Origin of the sequence: Pseudomonas sp. NY15181, assembly GCF_048068055.1 — a bacterium.
Lineage (GTDB): Bacteria > Pseudomonadota > Gammaproteobacteria > Pseudomonadales > Pseudomonadaceae > Pseudomonas.
In genome coordinates this window covers 1092798-1116945 of the sequence record NZ_JBLUPT010000001.1, presented here as the reverse complement: position 1 = coordinate 1116945, position 24148 = coordinate 1092798, and the positions used below count along the sequence as shown (strand labels likewise).

General features: G+C 65.6%; 19 protein-coding genes and 2 pseudogenes. 15 read left to right on the top strand and 6 right to left on the bottom strand.

Translation table 11 applies throughout. The annotated features are described in order from the left end of the window. Nucleotides 1–52 precede the first annotated feature (52 nt). Entirely contained in the window at nucleotides 53–904 is an 852-nt protein-coding gene (gene xdhC / locus ACNFBT_RS05130) for a xanthine dehydrogenase accessory protein XdhC (RefSeq protein WP_416747025.1), read from the top strand. A gap of 83 nt (nucleotides 905–987) precedes the next feature. Further along, complete coding sequence (gene guaD / locus ACNFBT_RS05125; protein ID WP_416747023.1) at nucleotides 988–2292, top strand: guanine deaminase; 1305 nt, start codon at nucleotides 988–990, stop codon at nucleotides 2290–2292. A gap of 186 nt (nucleotides 2293–2478) precedes the next feature. On the opposite strand, the gene ACNFBT_RS05120 is transcribed toward guaD, so the two are convergent. Beyond that, nucleotides 2479–2901, bottom strand: coding sequence for a universal stress protein (locus tag ACNFBT_RS05120; protein ID WP_416747022.1), 423 nt, complete (start codon nucleotides 2899–2901; stop codon nucleotides 2479–2481). A 165-nt stretch (nucleotides 2902–3066) separates the two neighbouring features. Between ACNFBT_RS05120 and ACNFBT_RS05115 the strand changes: the two genes are divergently transcribed. The 5 genes from ACNFBT_RS05115 (at nucleotide 3067) to lhgO (ending at nucleotide 9520) form a co-directional block, all read left to right on the top strand. Continuing rightward, a complete protein-coding gene (locus ACNFBT_RS05115; RefSeq protein ID WP_416747021.1) occupies nucleotides 3067–3990 on the top strand; it encodes a LysR substrate-binding domain-containing protein in 924 nt (307 codons plus the stop codon). 163 nt (nucleotides 3991–4153) lie between these two features. Beyond that, nucleotides 4154–5737, top strand: a complete 1584-nt coding sequence (locus ACNFBT_RS05110) for an MFS transporter (RefSeq protein WP_416747019.1) — start codon at nucleotides 4154–4156, stop codon at nucleotides 5735–5737. An 11-nt stretch (nucleotides 5738–5748) separates the two neighbouring features. Further along, nucleotides 5749–6816, top strand: a complete 1068-nt coding sequence (locus ACNFBT_RS05105; protein WP_416747017.1) for an HlyD family secretion protein — start codon at nucleotides 5749–5751, stop codon at nucleotides 6814–6816. Next, nucleotides 6813–8255 carry an efflux transporter outer membrane subunit gene (locus ACNFBT_RS05100; RefSeq protein ID WP_416747015.1) on the top strand — a complete coding sequence of 481 codons (1443 nt, stop codon included), beginning with the start codon at nucleotides 6813–6815 and terminating at the stop codon, nucleotides 8253–8255. Before ACNFBT_RS05105 ends, ACNFBT_RS05100 begins: the two co-directional genes overlap by 4 nt. Nucleotides 8256–8323: 68 nt before the next feature. After that, nucleotides 8324–9520, top strand: a complete 1197-nt coding sequence (lhgO, locus tag ACNFBT_RS05095; RefSeq protein ID WP_416747013.1) for an L-2-hydroxyglutarate oxidase — start codon at nucleotides 8324–8326, stop codon at nucleotides 9518–9520. A 161-nt stretch (nucleotides 9521–9681) separates the two neighbouring features. On the opposite strand, the gene ACNFBT_RS05090 is transcribed toward lhgO, so the two are convergent. Next, the gene (locus ACNFBT_RS05090) at nucleotides 9682–10458 is read right to left on the bottom strand and encodes a GntR family transcriptional regulator (protein WP_254475870.1); all 777 of its coding nucleotides are present in this window, start codon (nucleotides 10456–10458) and stop codon (nucleotides 9682–9684) included. A gap of 398 nt (nucleotides 10459–10856) precedes the next feature. Here ACNFBT_RS05090 and ACNFBT_RS05085 point away from each other — a divergent pair, with 398 nt between their 5' ends. After that, nucleotides 10857–12203: an NCS2 family permease gene (locus tag ACNFBT_RS05085; RefSeq protein WP_416747011.1), complete on the top strand. Its 1347-nt coding sequence runs from the start codon at nucleotides 10857–10859 to the stop codon at nucleotides 12201–12203. An 80-nt stretch (nucleotides 12204–12283) separates the two neighbouring features. Here the strand turns inward: ACNFBT_RS05085 and ACNFBT_RS05080 are convergent. From ACNFBT_RS05080 to uraH, 3 genes and pseudogenes are all read right to left on the bottom strand, one after another. Continuing rightward, nucleotides 12284–13387 (bottom strand): annotated as a pseudogene (locus tag ACNFBT_RS05080) (PAS domain-containing sensor histidine kinase); the annotation flags it as partial. A gap of 72 nt (nucleotides 13388–13459) precedes the next feature. Then, nucleotides 13460–14080, bottom strand: a pseudogene (locus tag ACNFBT_RS05075) (response regulator); the annotation flags it as partial. 165 nt (nucleotides 14081–14245) lie between these two features. Further along, on the bottom strand, nucleotides 14246–14599 hold the full coding sequence (gene uraH, locus ACNFBT_RS05070; protein ID WP_152224418.1) for a hydroxyisourate hydrolase: 354 nt from the start codon (nucleotides 14597–14599) through the stop codon (nucleotides 14246–14248). Nucleotides 14600–15009: 410 nt separating this feature from the next. On the opposite strand from uraH, the gene puuE reads away from it, so the two are divergent. The 5 genes from puuE to ACNFBT_RS05045 all read left to right on the top strand — a co-directional run bounded on the left by puuE (nucleotide 15010) and on the right by ACNFBT_RS05045 (nucleotide 20244). Further along, nucleotides 15010–15945, top strand: coding sequence for an allantoinase PuuE (gene puuE, locus ACNFBT_RS05065; RefSeq protein ID WP_416747009.1), 936 nt, complete (start codon nucleotides 15010–15012; stop codon nucleotides 15943–15945). Further along, nucleotides 15942–16457: a 2-oxo-4-hydroxy-4-carboxy-5-ureidoimidazoline decarboxylase gene (gene uraD / locus ACNFBT_RS05060; RefSeq protein ID WP_371229130.1), complete on the top strand. Its 516-nt coding sequence runs from the start codon at nucleotides 15942–15944 to the stop codon at nucleotides 16455–16457. The genes puuE and uraD overlap by 4 nt, the downstream gene beginning before the upstream one ends. Nucleotides 16458–16527: 70 nt before the next feature. Further along, nucleotides 16528–17034: an ureidoglycolate lyase gene (locus ACNFBT_RS05055; RefSeq protein ID WP_416747006.1), complete on the top strand. Its 507-nt coding sequence runs from the start codon at nucleotides 16528–16530 to the stop codon at nucleotides 17032–17034. A 52-nt stretch (nucleotides 17035–17086) separates the two neighbouring features. Further along, nucleotides 17087–18415: a urate hydroxylase PuuD gene (locus tag ACNFBT_RS05050; protein ID WP_416747004.1), complete on the top strand. Its 1329-nt coding sequence runs from the start codon at nucleotides 17087–17089 to the stop codon at nucleotides 18413–18415. 482 nt (nucleotides 18416–18897) lie between these two features. Continuing rightward, nucleotides 18898–20244: a nucleobase:cation symporter-2 family protein gene (locus ACNFBT_RS05045; RefSeq protein ID WP_416747002.1), complete on the top strand. Its 1347-nt coding sequence runs from the start codon at nucleotides 18898–18900 to the stop codon at nucleotides 20242–20244. Between the two features lie 77 nt (nucleotides 20245–20321). On the opposite strand, the gene ACNFBT_RS05040 is transcribed toward ACNFBT_RS05045, so the two are convergent. Beyond that, nucleotides 20322–21422 (bottom strand): methyl-accepting chemotaxis protein, encoded by a 1101-nt coding sequence (locus ACNFBT_RS05040; protein WP_416747209.1) that lies wholly within the window; start codon nucleotides 21420–21422, stop codon nucleotides 20322–20324. Nucleotides 21423–22148: 726 nt separating this feature from the next. Between ACNFBT_RS05040 and dusA the strand changes: the two genes are divergently transcribed. Then, entirely contained in the window at nucleotides 22149–23138 is a 990-nt protein-coding gene (dusA, locus tag ACNFBT_RS05035) for a tRNA dihydrouridine(20/20a) synthase DusA (RefSeq protein WP_416747207.1), read from the top strand. A 62-nt stretch (nucleotides 23139–23200) separates the two neighbouring features. Continuing rightward, on the top strand, nucleotides 23201–24121 hold the full coding sequence (gene tal / locus ACNFBT_RS05030; RefSeq protein WP_416747000.1) for a transaldolase: 921 nt from the start codon (nucleotides 23201–23203) through the stop codon (nucleotides 24119–24121). The last annotated feature ends 27 nt before the right edge of the window (nucleotides 24122–24148 follow it).

Below are 24148 nucleotides of genomic sequence, written 5' to 3'. Positions count from 1 at the left end.
GCGAGCAAGCTCGCTCCTACAAGAACAGAGCCCCACCCAGAGGTTCGTAACGATGAACTGGATCAGTGCCCTCGCCGACCTGCAACAGCGCGCCGAAGCCAGCGTGCTGGTGACCATCATCGAAGAACGCGGCTCGACTCCGCGCAACGCTGGCTCCAAGATGGTCGTCAGTGCCGACAAGCTCTACGACACCATCGGCGGCGGCCACCTCGAATTCAAGGCCATGGCCATCGCCCGCGAGATGCTGCAGAACCGCGAGCGCGAGCCGAAGCTCGAGCGTTTCAGCCTCGGCGCCAGCCTCGGCCAGTGCTGCGGCGGCGCCACCGTGCTGCTGTTCGAGCCCATGGGCCAGCCCCAGGCGCACATCGCCGTGTTCGGCGCCGGCCACGTCGGCCGCGCCCTGGTGCCGCTGCTCGCCAGCCTGCCGTGCAAGGTACGCTGGATCGACTCGCGGGAGGCCGAGTTCCCCGACCACATCCCCGAGGGCGTGACCCGCGCGATCAACGAGGACGTGATCGACGAAATCGACGAGATGCCCGCCGGCAGCTACTTCATCGTCATGACCCACAACCACGCGCTGGACCTGGAGCTGACCGCGAAGATCCTCGAGCGCAACGACTTCACCTACTTCGGCCTGATCGGCTCGGACACCAAGCGCGCCAAGTTCGAACACCGCCTGCGCGACCGTGGTTTCGCCGCCGACACCGTGCAGCGCATGCGCTGCCCCATGGGCATCGGCGAGGTGAAAGGCAAGCTGCCGGTGGAGATCGCCGTGTCCATCGCCGGCGAAGTGATCGCCACCTACAACGCCACCTTCGGTCAGGAGACCGGCAAGGGCGAGAACACCGTGGCCAAACTGTTACCCACGAGCCGCCGCGCGCGCACCGCCGAAAGCGGCGCCTGAAATTTCCGTAGCATGGGCCCATGCCCATCAAGCTCCGGCGCTTGCGAGCGCCCCGGCCCCGAAACACGACTGAAGAGAGATCGATGAGCACTCAAGCCAAAGCCTACCGCGCCAGCATCCTGCACAGCGTCGCCGACCCCGCCGAAGTCGGCGTGGAGAAGTCCTACCAGTACTTCGAGGACGGCATCCTGCTGGTGGAAGACGGCAAGGTCGCCCGCGTCGGCCATGCTGCCGAGCTGCTGCCGCAACTGGGTGGCGTGGAAGTGGTCGAGTACCGCGACGCGCTGATCACCCCCGGCTTCATCGACACCCACATCCACTACCCGCAGACCGGCATGATCGCCTCCTACGGCGAGCAACTGCTGGACTGGCTGAACACCTATACCTTCCCCACCGAGAAGCAGTTCGCCGACCCGGCCCACGCCGCCGACGTCGCCGGCATCTTCCTCAAGGAACTGCTGCGCGCCGGCACCACCACCGCGCTGGTGTTCGGCACCGTGCATCCGCAGTCGGTGGACGCACTGTTCGGCGCGGCCGAGAAACTCGACCTGCGCCTGATCGCCGGCAAGGTGATGATGGACCGCAACGCCCCGGACTACCTGACCGACACCGCCGAAAGCAGTTACACCGACAGCAAGGCGCTGATCGAACGCTGGCACGGCAAGGGCCGCCTGCTCTACGCGGTGACCCCGCGCTTCGCCCCGACCAGCACCCCGGAACAGCTGGACGCCGCCGGACGCCTGCTCAAGGAGCACCCGGGCGTGTACATGCACACGCACCTGTCGGAAAACCTCAAGGAAATCGAGTGGGTCAAGGAACTGTTCCCGGAGCGTAAGGGCTACCTGGACGTCTATGACCACCACGGCCTGCTCGGCCCGCGCTCAGTGTTCGCCCACGGCGTGCACCTGTGTGACGGCGAATGCCAGCGCCTGTCCGAAACCGGATCGGCCGTGGCCTTCTGCCCGACCTCGAACCTGTTCCTGGGCAGCGGCCTGTTCGACCTGGCCAAGCTTGAGAAGCACAAGGTCAAGGTCGGCCTGGGCACCGACGTCGGCGCCGGCACCAGCTTCTCCCAGCTGCAATCGCTGAACGAAGCCTACAAGGTCATGCAGCTGCAGGGCATCAAGCTCGACCCGTTCAAGTCCCTGTACCTGGCCACCCTCGGCGGCGCCCGCGCGCTGGAGCTGGAGGACAAGGTCGGCAGCTTCGCCCAGGGTAACGAGGCCGACTTCGTGGTCCTCGACTACAAGGCCACCCCGCTGCTGGACTACCGCCTGCAGCAGGCCAAGACCCTGGAGGAGAAACTCTTCGCACTGGTCATCCTTGGCGACGACCGTACCGTGAAGGAGACCTTCGCGCACGGCCGCAGCGTGCATCGTCGCGGTTGACCCTTACGGCTTCGGCGCCGGGTCCTTGCTCAGGACCAACCCGGCGCCGGGGCCGCTTTTCTTTCCGGCAGCAATGCCCGCTCCACCGCGTTCACCGGCTCTCGTAGGAGCGGACCTTGTCCGCGAAGGCCAATCGCCGCGCCGATTTCGCGGATAAGATCCGCTCCTACAAAAGCGGCACCCTTGTTATTCCCGCACCTCGACCAGCACCGGGCACGGCGCCCGCTCGATCACCCGCTGCCCCACAGACGGGTCCAGCAACCGCTCGATGCGCCCCAGGTGCCGATGGCCGATCACGATCAGGTCGCACTCCAGCCTCTCGGCCTCACGTAGGATCGCACAAGCCGGATCACCTACCACCACGGCACCCGACGCCACGCACGGCTGCAACTGCGCCACGGCGTCATCCACCAGCGCCTGGGCCTCGTGCTGCTCATGTTCGGCCGGCGGGTACTCCAGCGCGTCCTGGCGCGGCATGGCGAAGGCGCGGTCCACGGCGCAGACCACATGCAACTGCGCGTCATTGCAGCGCGCCAGCTCCCCCGCCGTGGCGACGATGCGTGCTGACTGCGCCGTGCCATCGATGGCCAGCAGAATCCGTTTGAACATGCCTTTCTCCTTCGAAGAGCCAAATCAGCGGTCATTCTTCGGGCCGGAGAACGCACCGTAAAGGCACGCCAAACGTAATGAACCATTGCGTCAAACGCACGCTTGCCCGCCAAGTCCGTCGCAATGGAACATGTCCGCCTCGCCGCCAACCCTTTCGGAGTCGCCATGGCCCTGCCCGATCTCAACCTGCTGGTCGCCCTCAACATCCTGCTGGAAGAAGGCAGCGTGGTCGGCGCAGCGCGGCGCATGCACCTGAGCCCGCCAGCCATGAGCCGCACCCTGTCGCGCATCCGCGAGGCGGTGGGTGACCCAATCATGGTCCGCGCCGGGCGCAACCTGGTGCCCACGCCACGCGCCCTGCAATTGCGCGAGGAAGTCAGCGACCTGGTGGAGCACGCCATGCGCCTGTTCAACGCCAAGGAGAACCTGCGCATGGACCAGCTCGAACGCTGTTTCGTGCTGCGTTCCAACAACGTGCTGGTGGGCGGCTTCGCCTCGCGCATGCTGGCGGTGATGCGCGACGAGGCACCGAGTTGCAGCCTGCGCATCGCCCCCGAAGCGGACTTCGACGACGAAGCCCTGCGACAGAACCGTATCGACCTTTACATCGGCGCCACCTCCACCCTGGAGCCGGAAATCCGCACCCAGACGCTGTTCACCACCAACTTCGTCGGCCTGGCGCGACGCGACCACCCGATCTTCGACGGCGAAATCACCCCGGAGCGCTTCGCCGCCTATCCGCAGATCAGCGTGTCGCGGCGCGGCCGTGCGGTCGGGCCGATCGACGACGAGCTGGCCAACCTCGGCCTCAAGCGCGACATCCGCCTGATCGCGCCGACCTTCCATTCCTCGATCTTCGCCCTGCTGGAAACCGACCTGGTGCTGCCCATCGCCGAGCATTCGCTGTGGCGCCTCGACCGCCTGGGCTTCGCCCTGCGCCAGTTCGACATTCCGCTGCCGCTGAAATCCGTCGTGATCCTCCAGGCCTGGCACCCGCGCTTCGACAACGACCCGGCGCACAGCTGGCTGCGGCAGACGGTGAAGCGCGTGTGCATCGAATTGCGCGAGAGTTCCGGCCTGCTGAGCTGACTGCACAATCAGTGCGCTAAACGCACTGATTAGCTGCAATCATTTCAATTTTCACAGCTATCGCCCTTCCCTAGACTCGGTCGCAAATACCCGAGTTGATTCCTATGCCTTGCACATCACCGCCCACCGGTGGCGGCATCGGCCACCCCCGTGGAGGCCGGCCATGACCGCGCTCGCCCCGATTTCCGTCGCCACTCCGCAACCGGCCGCGCAGCCCGCCAAGCCAGTTGCCCAACCATTCGGCCTGCGCATCGTGGTCGGCATGCTCGGCGTGCTGATCGCCTCCCTCAGCGCCGGTCTCAACGAGAAAGTCACCGACCTGGCCATGACCGATGTGCGCGGTGCGCTGTCCATCGGCCACGACGAAGGCACCTGGCTGCTCGCCCTGTACTCCGCGGCGCAGGTGGCGACCATGGCCTTCGCGCCCTGGTTCTCGGTCACCCTGTCGCTGCGCCGCTTCACCCTCGGTGCCATTGCCGCGTTCGCCCTGCTCGCGCTGCTCTGCCCGTTCGCGCCGAACGTCGAGACGCTCTACCTGCTGCGTCTGCTGCAGGGTTTCGCCGGGGGCTGCATGCCGCCGATGCTGATGACCGTGGCGCTGCGCTTCCTGCCGCCGGGCATCAAGCTCTACGGCCTGGGCGCCTATGCGCTGACCGCCACCTTCGCGCCCAACCTGGGCATGCCGCTGGCAGCGCTGTGGACCGAGTTCGTCGGCTGGCAATGGGTGTTCTGGCAGGTCATTCCGCTCTGCGCCGTGGCGCTGGCCGCCGTCGCCTGGGGCATCCCGCGGGACCCGCTGCGCCTGGAGCGCCTGCGTCAGTTCGATTACGTGGGCCTCGCGCTCGGCTTGCCGGGCATCCTGATGCTGGTGATCGGCCTGTTGCAGGGCGATCGCCTGGACTGGTTCGAATCCGACCTGATCAGCCTGCTGGTGATCGGCGGCGCCGGGCTGCTGGTGGCCTTTTTCATCAATGAGTGGACGCACCCGCTGCCGTTCTTCCGCCTGGACATCCTCAAGCGGCGCAACTTCACCCACTCGCTGGTCACGCTGGCCGGCGTGCTGGTGGTACTCGGCGCCTGCTCCGGCGTGCCGGCCTCCTACCTGGCCTCGGCCCACGGCTATCGACCGCTGCAATCGGCGCCCATGGCGCTGCTGGTGGCTCTGCCGCAACTGATCTCGCTGCCGCTGGTGGCCGCGCTGTGCAACATCCCGCGGGTGGATTGCCGCTGGGTGCTGGCCATCGGTATCAGCCTGTGCGGTCTGTCCGCGTTCGGCATGAGCCAGCTGACCAGCGAATGGACACGGGAGAACTTCTACTGGCTCCTGGCGCTGCAGATCATTGGTCAGCCGATGGCCATCGTGCCCCTGCTGATGTCCGCCACCAGCGTGGTCGCCCCCATCGAAGGGCCGTTCGCCTCGGCCTGGTTCAACAGCGTGCGCGCCTTCTCGGCGGTGCTGGGCAGCGCCATCGTCTCGTTCCTCATGACCTGGCGCGAGCACTACCACTCCAACCGCCTGGTCGACCACCTGGGCAACGCTTCGCAAGCCCTGGATCTGCGCCTGGAGCAACTGGGCGGCGCCGAGAGCCTCGTCCGCCTGGCCGGCCAGGTGCGCGGCCAGGCCGGCGTGCTCGCCGCTTCCGACACCCTGCTGGCGATGGCCTGGCTGGGCGCTGCCCTGCTCGTCCTGATTCCCCTGATGCCGCTGCGGGTCTACCCGCCGCGCCCCGTCACTCCCACTCACTGATAGGTCTGCCCATGTCGAAACTGAGCTCCCGTCGCGGCAGTCTGGCCCTGGTTGCCGTGCTGCTGCTCGCCCTTGTCGTCTACCTGCTGCTGCGCCTGCTCGGTCCGGGTCATGAGCAGAGTACCGACGATGCCTACGTCCACGCCGACTTCACCCTGGTGGCGCCGAAAGTCGCCGGCTTCATCGAGGAAGTGCTGGTGGAAGACAACCAGTCGGTGAAGGCCGGGCAGGTCCTGGCACGCATCGATGCCCGCGACTACCGCGCCGCGCTGGCGGCCGCCGAGGCCGACGTGCTGGCCGCCGAGGCCCGTCATCACCACGTCGCCGCCGACCTGGAGCGCCAGCAGGCGGTGATCGCCCAGACCGCCGCCCAGGTGCAGGCCGACCAGGCCGCGCTGACGTTTGCTTCGCAGGAGCTGAACCGCTATCAGCATCTCGCCAGCCAGGGCGCCGGCACCCTGCAGAACGCCCAGCAGGCGCGCTCCCGTGTCGATTCGGCGAAAGCCGTGCTGGACAAGAACAAGGCAGCCACCCTCGCCGCCCGCAAGCAACTCGACGTGCTGCTGGCCCAGCAGGCCGAAGCCCTTGGCGCGCTCAAGCGCGGCCAGGCGCAGCTGCAACAGGCGCAACTGAACCTCTCCTACACCGAAATCCGCGCGCCCTTCGACGGCATGGTCGGCCGCCGCGCTGTGCGCGTCGGCGCCTACACCACCCCGGGCAATGCGCTGCTGGCGGTGGTACCGCTGCAGGACGCCTACGTGGTCGGCAACTTCCAGGAAACCCAGCTCACCGACGTACAGCCCGGACAGGCCGTGGAAATCAGTATCGACACCTTCCCCGGCGATAAGCTGCGCGGCCACGTCGACAGCATCGCCCCGGCCACCGGCCTGAGTTTCGCGCCCATCGCCCCTGACAACGCCACCGGCAACTTCACCAAGATCGTCCAGCGCATCCCGGTGAAGATCGTCCTCGACGCCGACCAGCCGCTGCGCGACAAGCTGCGCGTGGGCATGTCGGTTATCGCGCGCATCGACACCGGCGCGCATGCCGCGAAAGAACAGAAGGTCGCCGTACAATGATCGCCGCCCGCACGCCCCTGTTCCTCGCCCTCCTCGCGCTCGGCGCTTGCAGCGTCGGCCCGGACTTCCAGCGCCCGGAAGATGCCAACGAGGTGAACTGGTCCGCCCAACGCGGCGACGCGCCGAGCCAGGCGCTCAACGCGCCACAGGAAGCTCAATGGTGGACGCTGCTCGGCGACCCACAACTGGACGACCTGCAACGCCGCGTGGCCGCTGCCAACCTCGACCTGCGCGAAGCCGGTGCGCGCCTGCAGCAAAGCCGGGCGATCCGCCAGGCACTGGGCGGCGACGCCGTGCCCAACGTCGGCGCAGACCTGGGCTACCAGCGCAAGCGCAACAGCGAAGTCGGCCTGAATGACCCGTCCGGCAAGGCGGGCAAGGACAGCTTCAACCAGCTCGATGGCGGCTTCGACCTGTCCTGGGAGCTGGACTTCTGGGGCCGCGTGCGCCGCGAACTGGAGGCGGCCGACGCGAACGTCCAGGCCAGCGAGGAAAGCCGCCGCGACGTGCTGGTCTCGGTGCTCGCCGAGACCGCGCGCAACTACCTGCAACTGCGCGCCGAGCAGGACCTGGAAGCGATCATCCGCAGCAACCTGGAGATCGCCCAACGCAGCCTGGAACTGACCCGCCTGCGCCGCGCCGATGGCGTCGCCACCGAGTTGGACGTGGCCGAAGCGCTGACCCAGGTCGCCAGCATCGAGGCGCGCCTGCCCGACAGCCAGAAGCGCCAGGCACGGCTGATCAACGCCCTCGGCTACCTGCTCGGCGAAGCGCCCGGCGCGTTGCAGTCGGAACTGGCCGAAGCCAGGCCCGTACCGCAACCGCCGCGCGGCGTGCCGGTCGGCCTGCCGTCGGAGCTGGCCCGGCGCCGCCCGGACATCCGTCGCGCCGAAGCCGCGCTACACGCCGCCACCGCCAGCATCGGCGTGGCCAAGGCGGACTTCTACCCGCACATCAGCCTGAACGGCAGCTTCGGCTTCCAGGCGTTGCAACTGTCCAACTTCGGCGACTGGAACAGCCGCACCTTCGGCATCGGCCCGAGCCTGTCGCTGCCAATCTTCGAAGGCGGCCGCCTGAAGGGCATGCTCGCCCTGCGCGAGGCGCAGCAGCAGGAATCAGCCATCGCTTACCGCCGCACGGTACTCAACGCCTGGCGCGAAGTGGACGACGCCCTCACCGACTACGCCGCCGACCAGCGTCGCCTGGCCAGCCTGGACAGCGCCGCCGAACACGGCCGTACCGCCCTGGCCAACGCCCGCGAACAGTACAAGGCCGGTGCCGTGGACTTCCTCAACGTTCTCAGCGCCCAGCGCGAACTGCTGGCCACCGAGGAGCAGCAGGTGCGCGGCCGCGAAGCCGTGGCGACGACTCTGGTGCTGCTTTACAAGTCCCTGGGTGGTGGCTGGCAACAGGCCGAGGAAAGCGCGCGTCGCGACTGATGCGGCGGTTGCCTGCCGCGCCCCCTTCGGCCACGCTGTGGGCCATCGAATCGGCCACGGCGGGCAACATGACCTACGACTTCTGCATCATCGGCGGCGGCATCGTCGGCCTCGCCACAGCCATGCGCCTGCTGCAACTGCGGCCAGGCGCCTCACTGCTCCTGCTGGAAAAGGAAGAGAGCCTCGCTCGCCACCAGACCGGCCACAACAGCGGCGTGATCCACGCCGGCATCTACTACGCGCCGGGCAGCCTCAAGGCCGATCTGTGCAAGCGCGGCGCCCAGGCAACCAAGGACTTCTGCGACGAGCACGAGATCCCCTACGACGTTTGCGGCAAGCTGCTGGTGGCGTCCAGCGCGCTCGAACTGCAGCGTATGGATGCCCTGCTGGAGCGTTCGAAACTCAATGGCCTGGACGTCAGTCGGGTGGATGCCGGCGAGCTACGCGAACTCGAGCCGAACATCGTCGGCCAGGGTGGGCTGTTCGTCTCCAGCACCGGCATTGTCGACTACCGCCAGGTCTGCCGGGCGATGGCCTCGGTGATCGAGCGGGCCGGCGGCGAAGTGCGCCTGGAAGTGCAGGTCAATGCCATCCGCGAGGGCGGCGAGCATGTGCTGATCCGCAGCGGCGAACAGACCTGGAAAGCGAAGCAGCTGGTGGCCTGCGCCGGCCTGCAATCCGACCGCCTGGCGCGGCTGGCGGGCATCGAGGTGCAACACCAGATCATCCCGTTCCGGGGTGAGTACTACCGGCTGCCGGCCAGCCGGAACGACATCGTCCAGCACCTGATCTACCCGATACCCGATCCCACACTGCCCTTCCTCGGTATCCACCTCACGCGGATGATCGACGGCAGCGTCACCGTCGGCCCCAACGCGGTACTCGGCTTCGCCCGCGAGGGCTATCCGAAGTTTTCCACCAACCTGTCCGATGTGGCGGAATACGCGCGCTTCCCCGGCTTCTGGAAAACCATCGGCGCCAACCTGCGCTCGGGCCTGAACGAAATGAAGAACTCGCTGTTCAAGGCTGGCTATCTGGAGCAGTGCCGCAAGTATTGCCCGTCGCTCGAACTGTCCGACCTGCAACCGATGGAAGCCGGCATCCGCGCCCAGGCGGTACTGCGCGACGGCACGCTGGTGCACGACTTCCTGTTCCTCGAGACGCCGCGCATGCTGCACGTGTGCAATGCGCCCTCGCCCGCGGCGACCTCGGCTATCCCCATTGGCGAGATGATTGCGGAGCGGTTACTGAAACCCGCCGGATGAACAGCCTGTAGGACCGAGGGGACGCCTAGTCCTTGCTCGCGAACGGAGTCACCGGTGGCTCCGGAGTTGAGGCATTTCGCGAGCAAGCTCGCTCCTACAAAAATCCACCTGTGCCCCAACAAAAAAGCCCCGCATTGGCGGGGCTTTTTCATGCTCGGCGATCAGGCCGCCGAGTCGGCGTCCGCCTTGCTGCGGCGCGGCTTCTTCTTGCCGGCCAGCAGGTGTGAGAACACCGCGTGGAGGTCGCCGGAGGCGCCGTCGACATCCAGGTTCAGCTTGTCGTCGATGTGCGCCATGTGGTGCATCATCAGGGTCACGGCCTTTTCCTTGTCGCCCTTCTCGATGGCATCGAGGATCTCGTTGTGCTCGTCGAAGGAGCAGTGCGAGCGGCCACCGCTTTCGTACTGGGCGATGATCAGCGAGGTCTGCGACACCAGGCTGCGCTGGAAGCTCACCAGCGGGGCGTTCTTCGCCATCTCGGCAAGCTTCAGGTGGAATTCACCGGAGAGACGGATGCCGGCGCCACGGTCGCCACGGGCGAAGCTGGACTGCTCCTGCTTCACCATGTCGCGCAGCTCGGCCAGCGTATCGCTGCTGGCGTTGTCCACGGCCAGCTCGGTGATGGCGCGCTCGACGGTGCGGCGGGCGAAGAGGATCTGCCGGGCTTCGTCGATGCTCGGGCTGGCCACCACGGCGCCACGGTTCGGGCGCAGCAGCACGACCTGCTCGTGGGCCAGGCGCGACAAGGCGCGGCGAATGATAGTGCGGCTGACGCCGAAGATTTCGCCGAGGGCTTCTTCGCTCAGCTTGGTGCCGGGAGCGAGGCGCTGCTCAAGGATCGCGTCGAAGATGTGCGCGTAAACGATCTCATCCTGAGTGCCGCTGCGGCTCTTGCCATTGCGCGGCTGCTTCCTGATCTGTTGCAACTGGTCGGTCATTGGTGTCGAACCCTGATCAGCCGGAGCGGAGCCGGCGCGAAATCCGTGGGGGCTGGCGATGAGCTGGCGTCGGCCAGGTATTGGGCAACAGTGTACACAAAATGGCCACTATCGTGCAGCCATCACGAGCGAGTCGCGGCTGACGCCAATGGCGCCTCCTCCAGCGGATGTGTCCGACTGCATCCTGCGACCATTCCGAGTCTTTTCTTGTAAAAAATCTTCACTAACACACTAAACATTATTTGAACTTTTTGTACACAACTGCATAATCGCGACGTGACTTCCTGACCCAAAGGTCAACATTCACACCCTCACAACTCTTTCCGTTAGCGCAAGGGACGCAGGTGAACCAGCCGACGGCAAAGGGACCAACAACAAGAGCGTTGAGGAGCACCGCTGTGGAAAGCACCAAACAAGAACAACAAGCCTTTGCATCAAGCCCGCCCGCTACCGGCCTGCTCGAACGCCTGTTCAAGCTCAGCCAGCACGGCACCACCGTGAAGACCGAACTCGCTGCGGGCCTCACGACCTTCATCACCATGGCGTACATCATCTTCGTCAACCCCAACATCATGGCCGACGCCGGCATCGATCACGGCGCCGCGTTCGTCGCGACCTGCCTTGCCGCGGCGCTGGGCTGCTTCCTGATGGGGCTGTACGCCAACTGGCCGGTGGGCCTGGCGCCGGGCATGGGCCTCAACGCCTTCTTCACCTACACCGTGGTCAAGACCATGAACTACAGCTGGGAGATCGCGCTGGGCGCAGTGTTCATCTCCGGCATCGCCTTCATGATCCTGACCTTCTCGCGTATCCGCGAATGGCTGCTCAACAGCATTCCGGTGAGCCTGCGCTTCGCCATGGGCGCCGGCGTCGGCCTGTTCCTGGGGCTGATCGGCCTGAAGACCGCCGGTATCGTGGTTGCAAGCCCGGCCACCCTGGTGCACCTGGGCGACCTGACCAGCCCCGGCCCGCTGCTGGCCGCCATCTGCTTCCTGATGATCGCAGTGCTCGAATACCGCCGCGTGTTCGGCGGCATCCTGATCAGTATCCTGACCGTTACCGTGGCCGGCATCGCCCTGGGCATCGTCAAGTTCGGTGGGGTGTTCTCCATGCCGCCGAGCCTGGCGCCGACCTTCCTGGCAATGGACATTTCCGGCGCGTTCAACGTGACCATGATCAGCGTGATCCTGGCCTTCCTCTTCGTGCACATGTTCGACACCGCCGGCACCCTGATGGGCGTCGCCCAGCGCGCGCACCTGGTGCGCGAGGACGGCCGCATCGAGAACCTGTCCAAGGCAATGAAGGCCGACAGCACCTCCAGCGCCTTCGGCGCGGTGCTCGGCGTACCACCGGTGACCAGCTACGTGGAAAGCGCCGCGGGTGTCGCCGCCGGTGGCCGTACCGGCCTGACCGCTGTCGTAGTGGGCGTGCTGTTCGTCGCGGCGATGTTCTTCGCCCCGCTGGCCGGCATGATCCCCGCCTACGCCACCGCCGGTGCGCTGATCTACGTCGCCATGCTGATGATGGGCGGCATGGCCCACATCGACTGGAAGGAACACACCGAGACCATCCCGGCCATCGTCACCGTGATCATGATGCCGCTGACCTTCTCGGTCGCCGACGGTATCGCCCTGGGCTTCGTGACCTACGTGGCGATGAAGGTCTTCACCGGCCGCCACAAGGACGTGACCGTGAGCCTGTATGCGCTGTGCGCCATCTTCGTGGCCAAGTTCATCTTCCTCTGAACCTCTGTGCTGCAAAATGGAAAACCCCGGCATGCGCCGGGGTTTTCTGCATCAGAAACACACTTTTTGCGGTGCGCCGGTCAGCTCGCGGCGTCGGGGAGAAACATCTCCAGCCACACGTCGGTGCCCACGCCTGACTGGCTGGAAACCCCGATCTGGCCGTCCATCAGTTCTATCAGGCTCCGGCAGAGAGCCAGCCCGAGCCCGGTGCCGCCGCGGCGGATACGCTGCTCGTCCAGCTCATAGGCGAACGGATCGAGCAGACCGGCCAGCTCCGCCTCGGGAATGCCGATGCCCGAATCGCTCACCTCCAGCCGCACCTCGACCAGGCCGCTGCCCTTTCCGCGGGCGCAGAGGCGCACCCGGATCACGCCCTGCTCGGTGAATTTCACCGAATTTTCCAGCAGGTTGGAAAGGATCTTCCGCATGTGCAGCGGGTCGCACCAGACTTTGGGCTGAAGCGCCAGGGCGAAGTCGGTTTCCAGCCCCAGCCCCTTGGCGCTGGCGCTTTCGCGGATCAGCTCCACCTGCCGCTCGACCAGCGCCTGCAGGTCAACTTCCTGCAGCGCCAGTTGCAAGCGGCCGGTCTTCGCGCGGCTGAGCAACTGCAGGTCGTCCAGCACGTGCAGGAGGTTGCCGGCCACCGACCGCGCCACGGTCAGCGGCTCCCGGCGGCGCTCGGGATTGTCCTGGTTCAACGCCAGGTCGATCATCGCGATGATGTTCTGAAGAGGCCCCTGCATCTCGCCGCCGATGCCCGCGAGGAAGAGTGTCTTGCCCCGGCTGATCGAGTCGATGCGCGCGTTGGCGTTGCGCAGGGCACGGACCAGGTCGTCGCGCTGTGTGATATCGATGTTGCCGGTGATGGCTCCCAATAAGGTGCCCTGCGTGTCCCGGTAAGGCCGGGACCAGAAGTGCACAACCTTGCGGCCCTTGATCGAGCTGAACTCCACATCCGCATCGATCGGCTCGCCCTGGACGATTGCCGCCAAGGCTCTGCCCTTGAGCAACTGGGCCTCCTCGTTGCTGGCGAAGATGCCGAGATCGGTGAGGGTGTTGCCGAGCATTTCCTCGCGCGTCTTCCCCAGCACCAGTTGAGCCGCCGAGTTGCAGTGGACGATGCGTCCATCCAGCCCACGGATGCTGACCGGATAGGGAATGGATTCCATCATGTTGCGCAGCAGGTCCAGCTCGCGGCGCTGCTCGTCGTCGAGCTCCTGTTCCACCGTCCCGGACTCTTCCCGTGCCCCACCCTCCACCAGGCCATGGCGGCGACCGATATCGATCAACTCCACCAGTGACTTGGCATGCAGTTTCTGCATCAGGCGCACCTTGTAGGTGCTCACCGTCTTGTCGCTGATCGCCAACTGGTCGGCGATGGCGATGTTGCTCAAGCCGCGCGCCAGCAGTTGCAGCACGCTCAGCTCGCGCACCGACAGTCCCTTGAGGAGGTCGCCATGCCCCGCCTCTTCGGCCGCGCTGACGCTGCCCAGCGCATGACTGGGGAAATAGCTATGGCCCTGGGCGATGGCGCGCACCGCTTCGCGTACGGCCTGCGGGTCTTCCTGCTTGCTGACGAAGCCGGCGGCGCCGGCGGTCAGGCAACGCCCGGCGAAGTATTCGGAGTCCTGCGAGGTCAGCACCAGCACCTTGACTGGCGATTCCTGGGCCGCAAGCCGCTGCAGCACTTCAAGCCCGCCCAGGCGCGGAATCGACAGCTCGAGGATCATCAGGTCCGGCTTGCACTGGCGCACCTGGTGCAAGGCGTCGGGGCCGTTATCCGCCTCGCCGACCACCTCGTGCCGGTCCGCCTCCATCATCAGCCGCAGCGCGTGACGGGTCACCGGTTGCTCATCGACGATCAGAATCCTGCTCATACCGCTCCCTAAAAACAGATTTTTCCCCACTCCTTCTAGCCCAATTACGCCCGAAGCGCCCAGGATTGCTGCGCAATTTTTCCTAAACGGCGGACAAAAAAAAGCCCGCAGTGTGGGCGGGCTGAGGAAGACTCCACGAAGAGTCCGGGAAGGTCTTGCGATGTACTAGCTACCGCGATAGGTGGAGTAGCTGTAGGGGGAAATCAGCAGCGGCACGTGGTAGTGGTCGGCTTCGGAGGCGATGCCGAAACGCAGTACGACCTGGTCGAGGAACGCCGGTTTCGGCAGCTCGACACCACGGGCGCGGTAGTAGTCGCCAGCATTGAACAGCAGCTGGTAGACGCCGGCGCGGAAGTCCTCGCCCTGCAGCAGCGGTTCGTCGCAACGGCCGTCGTCATTGGTCACGCGAGTGGCGATCAGCTCCAGCTGCTGACCTTCGACGCGGTACAGCTCGATCTTGATGCCATGGCCCGGGCAGCCGTGGGCGGAATCCAGTACGTGAGTGGTCAAGCGTCCCATGGGCTTATCGATGTCTCCGGCGCTGCCGGCGGACACCTTCCTCCTCTGTCTTGTTGATTCGAATTCGGTGGGCTGTCGCTCGGACAGCCGGCAAGTGCGTTTGCGCGGAACCGAATATACCCAGTCGCAGGCTTGATTGTATACAAAAAAGTGATTCAGCGTTGCAAAAGCAGCCTCAGCCACCCCCGGAACTCGGGTACCAGAAGCCCGCCGGCAGGGGCCGAAGCCGCCGCTAGACGCGGCCGGACGGGGTCGCTGCGGCGATTTGCGCATCTATAGGGAGGAGAAACAACTGTTGTGCAGATTGTATTTACAGATAGCCAAACATTTTGTATACAATGCACGCATCAACGGCAGCGCCAGGTCCATCGACTCCGCGCAGACCGCCAACCACAAGAAGGAACACTGCAGTGAGCGCCGACTACCCACGCGACCTGATCGGTTACGGCAACAACATTCCCCACCCCCACTGGCCGAACGATGCCCGTATCGCCCTGTCCTTCGTCCTCAACTACGAGGAAGGCGGCGAGCGTTGCATCCTGCACGGAGACAAGGAGTCCGAAGCCTTCCTCTCCGAAATGGTGGCCGCACAGCCGCTCAAGGGCGAGCGCAACATGTGCATGGAATCGCTGTACGAGTACGGTAGCCGCGCTGGCGTATGGCGCCTGCTGAAGCTGTTCAAGAAGTACGACCTGCCGATGACTGTCTTCGCCGTGGCCATGGCCGCCCAGCGTCACCCGGAGGTGATCCGCCAGATGGTCGCCGAAGGTCACGAGATCTGCAGCCACGGCTACCGCTGGATCGACTACCAGTACATGGACGAGGCGCAGGAGCGCGAGCACATGCTCGAAGCCATCCGCATCCTCACCGACCTGACCGGCCAGCGCCCGCAGGGCTGGTACACCGGCCGCCTGGGCCCGAACACCCGCCGCATCGTGCGCGAGGAAGGCGGCTTCCTCTACGACTCCGACACCTACGATGACGACCTGCCCTACTGGGACCCGGCGAGCACCGCCGAGAAGCCGCACCTGGTGATCCCCTACACCCTGGACACCAACGACATGCGCTTCACCCAGGTGCAGGGCTTCAACAAGGGCGACGACTTCTTCGAATACCTCAAGGACGCCTTCGACGTGCTCTATGCCGAAGGGTCCGAAGGCGCGCCGAAGATGCTCTCCATCGGCATGCACTGCCGCCTGCTCGGCCGTCCGGCGCGCATGGCCTCGCTGGAGCGCTTCCTGCAGTACGTGAAAGGCCACGAGAAAGTGTGGATCGCTCGCCGCGTCGACATCGCCAAGCACTGGCACGAGAAACACCCGTTCCAAGCCCAGGAGAACCAGGCATGAGCCGCTTCCAGACCCTGACCCCGGCCAGCCTCGACCGCGCCGCCTTCGTCGCTGCCTTCGCCGACATCTACGAGCACTCGCCGTGGGTCGCCGAGAAGGCCTATGACCTGGGCGTCGACGACAGCCTGAACGACATCGAACTGCTGCAGCAGCGCATGGCCGACATCCTCCTGTCCGCCAGCCATGACGCCCAGCTGGCCCTGATCAACGCGCACCCGGACCTCGCCGGCAAGGCCGCCATCCGTGGCGAGCTGACCGCCTCCAGCACCGCCGAACAGGCCGGTGCCGGCATCCAGGACTGCACCGCCGAAGAGTTCGCCCGCTTCACCGAACTCAACGACGCCTACAAGGCCAAGTTCGGCTTCCCCTTCATCAAGGCCGTGAAGGGCAGCAACCGTCACCAGATCCTGGCGGCGTTCGAAGAGCGCATCCACAACACGCCGGAGCAGGAGTTCCAGACCGCCCTGGCGGAGATCAACAAGATCGCGATGTTCCGCCTGCAGCAACTCTGAGCACGCGGATCTTCATGCCCTCTCCCCTGCGGAGAGGGGTCCATGCGAACAACGAATAAGTAGACCAGCCATGCGTACCCTGAAGATCGAGCCGTTGACCAAGGAAGCCTTCGCCCCGTTCGGTGATGTCATCGAAACCGAAGGCAGCGACTTTTTCATGATCAACAACGGCTCCACCCGCCGTTATCACAAGCTCGCCACCGTCGAGACGGCGCAGCCCGATGACAAGGCGATCATCAGCATCTTCAGCGCCGAATCCCTGGAGATGCCGTTGCGCATCCGCATGCTGGAGCGCCATCCGCAGGGCAGCCAAGCGTTCATTCCGCTGCTCGGCAATCAATTTCTGATCGTGGTCGCGCCAGTTGGCGATGTACCTGTATCGGGTCTCGTCCGCGCTTTCCTGTCCAACGGCAAGCAGGGCGTCAATTACCACCGCGGCGTCTGGCACCACCCGGTGCTGACGATCGAAAAGCGGGATGACTTCCTGGTGGTCGATCGCAGCGGTTCTGGCAACAACTGCGACGAACATTTCTTCACCGAGGACGAACAGCTCCTCCTCGACCCCCAACTAAACTAATAAGAGTGGCCCAAGCGCTGCGACAACGGCGTCCGGGCAAGAGGTAAAAACAGTGGAAGCACATCTCATCGAATGGGCGAACCTGCTGGTTCGCTGGGTACACATGATCGTCGGCATCGCCTGGATCGGTGCCTCGTTCTACTTCGTCTGGCTGGAGAACAACCTCAACCGCGTCAACCCGCGCGAAGGGCTCTCCGGTGATCTCTGGGCGATCCACGGTGGCGGCATCTACCACCTGGAGAAGTACAAGCTCGCACCGCCGAAAATGCCGGACAACCTGCACTGGTTCAAATGGGAGGCCTACTCCACCTGGCTGTCGGGCGTCTGCCTGCTGACCATCGTGTTCTACCTGAACCCGACCCTGTACCTGATCGCTCCGGGCAGTGACCTGGCCCCGGCCGCCGCCATCGCCATCGGCATCGGCTCGCTGGTCGCAGGCTGGTTCATCTACAGCACCCTGTGCGACTCCCCGCTGGGCAAGACCCCCGCCCTGCTCGGCGCCATCCTGTTCGCCCTGATCGTCCTCGCCGCCTACCTGCTCAGCCAGGTGTTCAGCGGTCGCGGTGCCTACCTGCACGTGGGCGCCATCATCGGCACCATCATGGTGGGCAACGTGTTCCGCGTGATCATGCCGGCCCAGCGCGCGCTGGTTAAGGCCATCGAGGAAAACCGCCAGCCCGATCCGGTGCTGCCGGCCAAGGGCCTGCTGCGTTCGCGCCACAACAACTACTTCACCCTGCCGGTGCTGTTCATCATGATCAGCAACCACTTCCCGAGCACCTACGGCAGCCATTACAACTGGCTGATCCTGGCGTGCATCGCGGGCCTGGCGGTGATCGTGCGTCACTACTTCAACACCCGCCACGAAGGCAATGGCATGGCCTGGGCCCTGCCCGCAGGCGCCGTCGGCATGATCGCCCTGGCCTTCGTCACCGGCCCGAACCTCCCCAGCAGCGACAGCGCTGCCAGCGCCCCGGCCGCGAAGGTGGAGTACCAGCCGCTGCCGGAAACCGCCGTCGGTGGCAAAACCGCGACCGAGCGTGCCAAGGAAGAAGCAGCCAAGCCCGCCGTGACCGAACAAGCCCCGGCCCAGGCGCAAGCCTCCTCCGCCGGTAGCGATGCAGGCTTCGACAAGGTCCACCATGTGATCCAGGAACGCTGCGCCGTGTGCCATTCGGCCAAGCCGACCAGCAACCTGTTCAGCACCGCGCCGGCCGGCGTGATGTTCGACACCCCGCAGCAGATCCAGCAGCTCGCCCCGCGCATCCAGGCGCAGGCCGTAGCCTCGCAGGTCATGCCGCTGGGCAACATCACCCAGATGACCCCGGAAGAGCGCAAGCTCGTCGGCGACTGGATCGCCAAGGGCGCCCAGGTAAATTGAGCCTGCGGCACGGCCAGAAGAACCGCACCTTCGGGTGCGGTTTTTTTATGCCCGCGAAACGCCCGGAGTCTGCAAGGGCGTAGGGCGTATAACGTTCGACGTTATACGCCGTTTGACCTTGATTTCAGGGCATTCCAGCCTCAACCGCGGCGCAGACAAAGTGGCCAGGTAAATCGGCGTACAACCGCGAACGGTTGTACGCCCTACGCCATTTTCGAAACAAAAATGTAGTCCATTCGACGTATGGCTACATTTTCCTGTAGACCAGTACACACGCGGCCTAGAGCCTTCCGACACCACCGAGACGAAACGTGACCAGCTAGTTGTATACAAAAATCGATTGAACCCAATACACATCGCAAGTATAAAGTCCCGCACCGCTTCACCCGCTCGGCCCCGGGGGTGAATGATGGCCAGTATCTCCCGGCTGCCGTGCCCGTCCGGCAGCCTGTGACTGACAACAATAAAAACCGAGGTGTTGCATGTCCGTGGTATCTGAGCGCCGCATTCCCGGCTCGCCTGTCGATCAGCGTTTGCCCTTGCTGCAACTGCTGCTGGTCGGCTTCCAGCACGTTCTCCTGATGTACGGCGGCGCCGTCGCCGTCCCGCTGATCGTCGGCCAGGCCGCCGGCCTCTCCCGTGAAGAAATCGCCTTCCTGATCAATGCCGACCTGCTGGTCGCCGGCATCGCCACGCTGGTGCAATCGCTGGGCATCGGCCCGGTGGGCATCCGCATGCCGGTGATGATGGGCGCCAGCTTCGCCGCCGTCGGCAGCATGGTCGCCATGGCCGGGATGCCCGGCGTGGGCCTGAACGGCATCTTCGGCGCCACCATCGCCGCTGGCTTCTTCGGCATGCTCATCGCGCCGTTCATGAGCCGCATCGTGCGCTTCTTCCCGCCGCTGGTGACCGGCACCGTGATCACCTCCATCGGCATGTGCCTGTTCCCGGTGGCGATCAACTGGGCCGGTGGCGGCGCAGGCGCGGCCAACTTCGGCGCGGTCGAATACCTCGCCTTGTCCTCCTTCGTACTCGCCGTCATCCTGCTGATCAACCGCTTCCTGAAAGGCTTCTGGGTCAACGTCTCGGTACTGATCGGCATGCTGCTGGGCTACATCATCGGCGCCAGCATGGGCATGGTCAGCCTGGACGGCATCGAGCAGCGCCCCTGGTTCGACGTGGTCACCCCGCTGCACTTCGGCGCGCCGGAGTTCCACCTGGCTCCCGTGTTGTCCATGTGCCTGGTGGTGGTGATCATCTTCGTCGAATCCACCGGCATGTTCCTCGCCCTGGGCAAGGTCACCGAGACCGAGATCTGCCCCAACCGCCTGCGCCGCGGCCTGCTGTGCGATGCCAGCGCATCGTTCTTCGCCGGCTTCATGAACACCTTCACCCACTCCTCGTTCGCCCAGAACATCGGCCTGGTGCAAATGACCGGCGTGCGCAGCCGCTACGTCACCGCCGCCGCTGCGGTCTTCCTGATCATCCTGAGCCTGCTGCCCAAGGCCGCCTTCCTGGTCGCCTCGATTCCGCCGGCAGTACTGGGCGGCGCCGGCATCGCCATGTTCGGCATGGTCGCCGCCAGCGGCATCCGCATCCTCCACGAGGCGGACATCGTCGACCGCCGCAACCAGTTGCTGGTGGCGGTGAGCATCGGCATGGGCATGGTGCCGGTGGTGCGTCCGGACTTCTTCGCCGCACTGCCCCAGTGGATGGAGCCGATCACCCACAGCGGTATCGCCATGACCTCGATCTGGGCGGTGGTGCTGAACATTCTGTTCAACATCCTCGGTGAACATGGCCGGGACGCCCTCTGCGGACATCACTGAGTCCCTTTCGCGGGCGCTTCCCGGGCGCCCGCTTCAAAGCCGCGCCCACTCCTGCGCGGCTTTTTTTCGCCGGCGATTCAGCCCTCCGGGCGATAGCCCAGGCGCAGCCCACCCCACTGCCGGCCGCCGACGACGATCGGCACCGAGAGGTCATGCATCAGCTCGCCAGTATCGCGGCAGTATGTCTGCAGCAGCATCGGCTGGCTGTGGCTGCCGCAGCGCAGGCCAGTGCGATCATTGAACAGGCGCTTGCTGCGGCTCTTCAGCATGTCGACCTGGACATCCCCGGTAGGCGGATGATTGAACGCCTGGTTGTGGGTCGGCACATAGCCTTCGGCGGTACAGGCAATCGCGAAGACCAGTCCTTCGTGACGCTGCAGCAGGTCCTCCTGAATGCGCGGCAGGACCTCGTCGGTATAGCGGTCGAAGCGCGTGCGGTACTTCTGCGGACGAGTGCCCGGCACCGGCTGGTAATCACGATCGAACAGATCGCCGAGGGCGATTCGGCCGGCATCCAGATCCGCCTCGAAACGCGCGGCAATGGCCTGCGCGCCTTCCCGGGCCAGGTCATAGGCGCGCTGGTGATAATCGTCCAGGGCGACCTGGGCCAAGCGCTCACTGACCGTCTCGGCCTGGGTTTCCAGTTGTAGCGCCGCTTCGGCCAGACGGTGGGTCTGCTCGTCGCTCGCGCGCAGGTCGCCGCGCACCTGCTCGACTGCGGCGAACAGGCTGTCCAACTGGTTGCGGTTGATCTCCGCACCTTCGGCGATTTCGGTGATCTGGGTTTCCACGGTGGCGGCCAGGCCGGCGATATCCTGCAACTGCCGCCCGGTGCCTTCCACCTGGCCGACACCTTGCACCAGGTCGTCGGCCAACTGACGGATCTGCTCCACCACCTCGCTGGTCTGGCGCTGGATGTCCTCGACCATCTGCCCGACTTCGTCGGTCGCCTCGGCGGTGCGCCCGGCCAGCCCGCGCACCTCCTCCGCCACCACCGCGAAGCCGCGCCCATGCTCGCCGGCGCGCGCCGCCTCGATGGCCGCATTGAGCGCCAGCAGGTTGGTCTGGCTGGCGATGGACTGGATCACCTGGGTCACCCGCGCAATGTCCTCGCTGCGCGCATTCAGCGTCTCGATCAGCGCCCGGCTGGCATTGGCGCGCTCGCTGAGCTGGTGCATACAGCCGATGGCTGCCTGCAGATCGCCGCGCCCCAGATCGCTGCCAGCCCTCGCGCGGGTCGCCGCGTCCATCGCCTGGCGGGCCAGGCTGGAGGTGGCGCGCTCGGTATGGATCATCACCTCGGCGCTGCCGACGATCTGCTCGGCAGCCACGACCTGGGACTCAAGCTTCTCCACCAGGCGCTGCACCGAGTAGGACACACCTGCAGCGGACAAGGCATTGCGGCTGGTCCCCCGCGACAACTCACGGGTGAGCTCGGCAACGTCCGGCAGCACCGCCAGCGCACTGGTCGGGACGGCCCTCTGGCGGATGAACCAGGGCCCCCAGAGCAGCGCCGCGGCGAGCAACAGGCACAGCGAAAGCGGCCAGCCGCCCAGCGCTTGCGCAATGAACAGCAGCACCAGGCCACAGGTTTGCAGGGAAAGGATGAGGACGATACGCGGACGCGCGGTATCCATGGCGGCAGCTCTCTTCTGGCGGGCTGTCGGCCGGGACTCGTGCGGCCCGGCCGGGAACCCTGATTATTCTTGTCAGGGCCATTAGGCCGTCTACGCCGGGCTACCGCTATCGTCCCTTAGTAGCACGGGTGGCAGACAGATCGACCGCCCGCCGGTTTCCGTGCGCTCGGCCGGCAAGACCGGTAAAATCTCCGCCCTTTCCGCCGGCGCGAGCGATTTCGCGCCCCCAGCGACCCGCGATCCGACGTACCGATGACCACTGCCACGATGACCGCCACCGCCCGCCCCGAGCCTTCCCGCCGCTTCTCCGTGGCGCCGATGATGGATTGGACGGACCGTCACTGCCGCTTCTTCCTGCGCCAACTGTCCAGCCATGCCCTGCTCTACACGGAAATGGTCACCACTGGCGCGCTGTTGCATGGCGATGCCGCGCGCTTCTTGCGCCATGACGCGTGCGAGCACCCGCTGGCCCTGCAACTGGGCGGGAGCAATCCGGCAGACCTGGCGGCGGCGGCGAAACTCGCCGAGGCCGCCGGTTACGACGAGGTCAACCTGAACGTCGGCTGCCCCAGCGACCGCGTGCAGAACAACATGATCGGCGCCTGCCTGATGGGCCACCCGGCGCTGGTGGCCGACTGCGTGAAAGCCATGCGCGATGCCGTGTCGATCCCGGTGACGGTCAAGCACCGCATCGGCATCAACGGCCGCGACAGCTACGAGGAACTGTGCGACTTCGTCGGCCAGGTACGCGACGCCGGCTGCCGCAGCTTCACCGTGCACGCGCGCATCGCCATTCTCGAAGGCCTTTCGCCCAAGGAGAACCGCGAGATTCCGCCGCTGCGCTACGACATCGCCGCGCAGGTCAAACATGATTTCCCGGACCTGGAAATCATCCTCAACGGTGGCATCAAGACCCTGGACGAGTGCCGCGCGCACCTGCAGGTATTCGACGGCGTGATGCTCGGCCGCGAGGCGTACCACAACCCCTATCTGCTGGCCCAGGTGGACGCCGCGCTGTATGGCTCGGACGTGCCTGCTGTCACCCGCGCCGAAGCCCTGGCGCGCCTGCGCCCCTACATCGAGCGGCATATCGCCGAGGGCGGCGCGATGCACCACGTGACCCGCCATGTCCTCGGTCTGGCCCAGGGTTTCCCGGGGGCGCGGCGCTTCCGCCAATTGCTCTCGGTCGACGTCCACAAGACCAAGGATTCCCTCGGGCTGCTCGATCAGGCCGGAGAACTTCTCGCTGGTCATTGAGTCCCGTTGAGCGGCGCATCGGCCTCGGGTAAGGTCGATGCATCCTCCACGGAAAACTCGCCATGACCTCCAAGCTCGAACAACTCAAGCAATACACCACGGTCGTCGCTGATACCGGCGATTTCGACGCCATTGCCCGCTTGAAGCCGGTGGATGCCACCACCAACCCTTCGCTGCTGCTGAAAGCCGCCGCCCTGCCCCGCTACGCCGAACACCTGGCCCGCGCCACCGAAGGCACCCAGGGTGACGTCGGCCTGGCCTGCGACCGCTTCGCCGTTGCCGTGGGCAAGGACATCCTCGGCGTGATTCCGGGGCGCATTTCCACCGAAGTGGACGCCCGCCTGTCCTTCGATACCGAAGCCACCCTGGAGCGCGCCCGCCGCCTGATCGGCCTGTATGACGAGCACGGCGTGGGCCGCGAGCGCGTGCTGATCAAGATCGCCTCCACCTGGGAAGGCATCCGTGCTGCCGAGCAACTGGAACGCGAAGGCATCCAGACCAACCTGACCCTGCTGTTCTCCTTCGCCCAGGCCGCAGCCTGCGCCGATGCCGGCGTGTTCCTGATCTCGCCCTTCGTCGGCCGCATCTACGACTGGTACAAGAAAGCCAATGGCCGCGACTACGTCGGCGCCGAGGACCCCGGCGTGCAGTCGGTCTCGCGCATCTACCGCTACTACAAGGCCAACGGCTACGAGACCGTGGTGATGGGCGCCAGCTTCCGCAACCTCGGCCAGATCGAACAGCTCGCCGGCTGCGACCGCCTGACCATCAGCCCGGACCTGCTGCAGCAACTGGCCGACGCCCAGGGCGACCTGCCACGCGCCCTGCAGCCCGGTGGCGGCGAAGCGCGTCAGGTGCTGGACGAAAGCACCTTCCGCTGGCAGATGAACGAGGACGCCATGGGTACCGAGAAGCTGGCCGAAGGCATCCGCCTGTTCGCCCGCGACCAGGAAAAGCTCGAAGCGCTGCTCTCCGGCCGGTAAATCAGGCGCGCGCAAACACAAACCGGC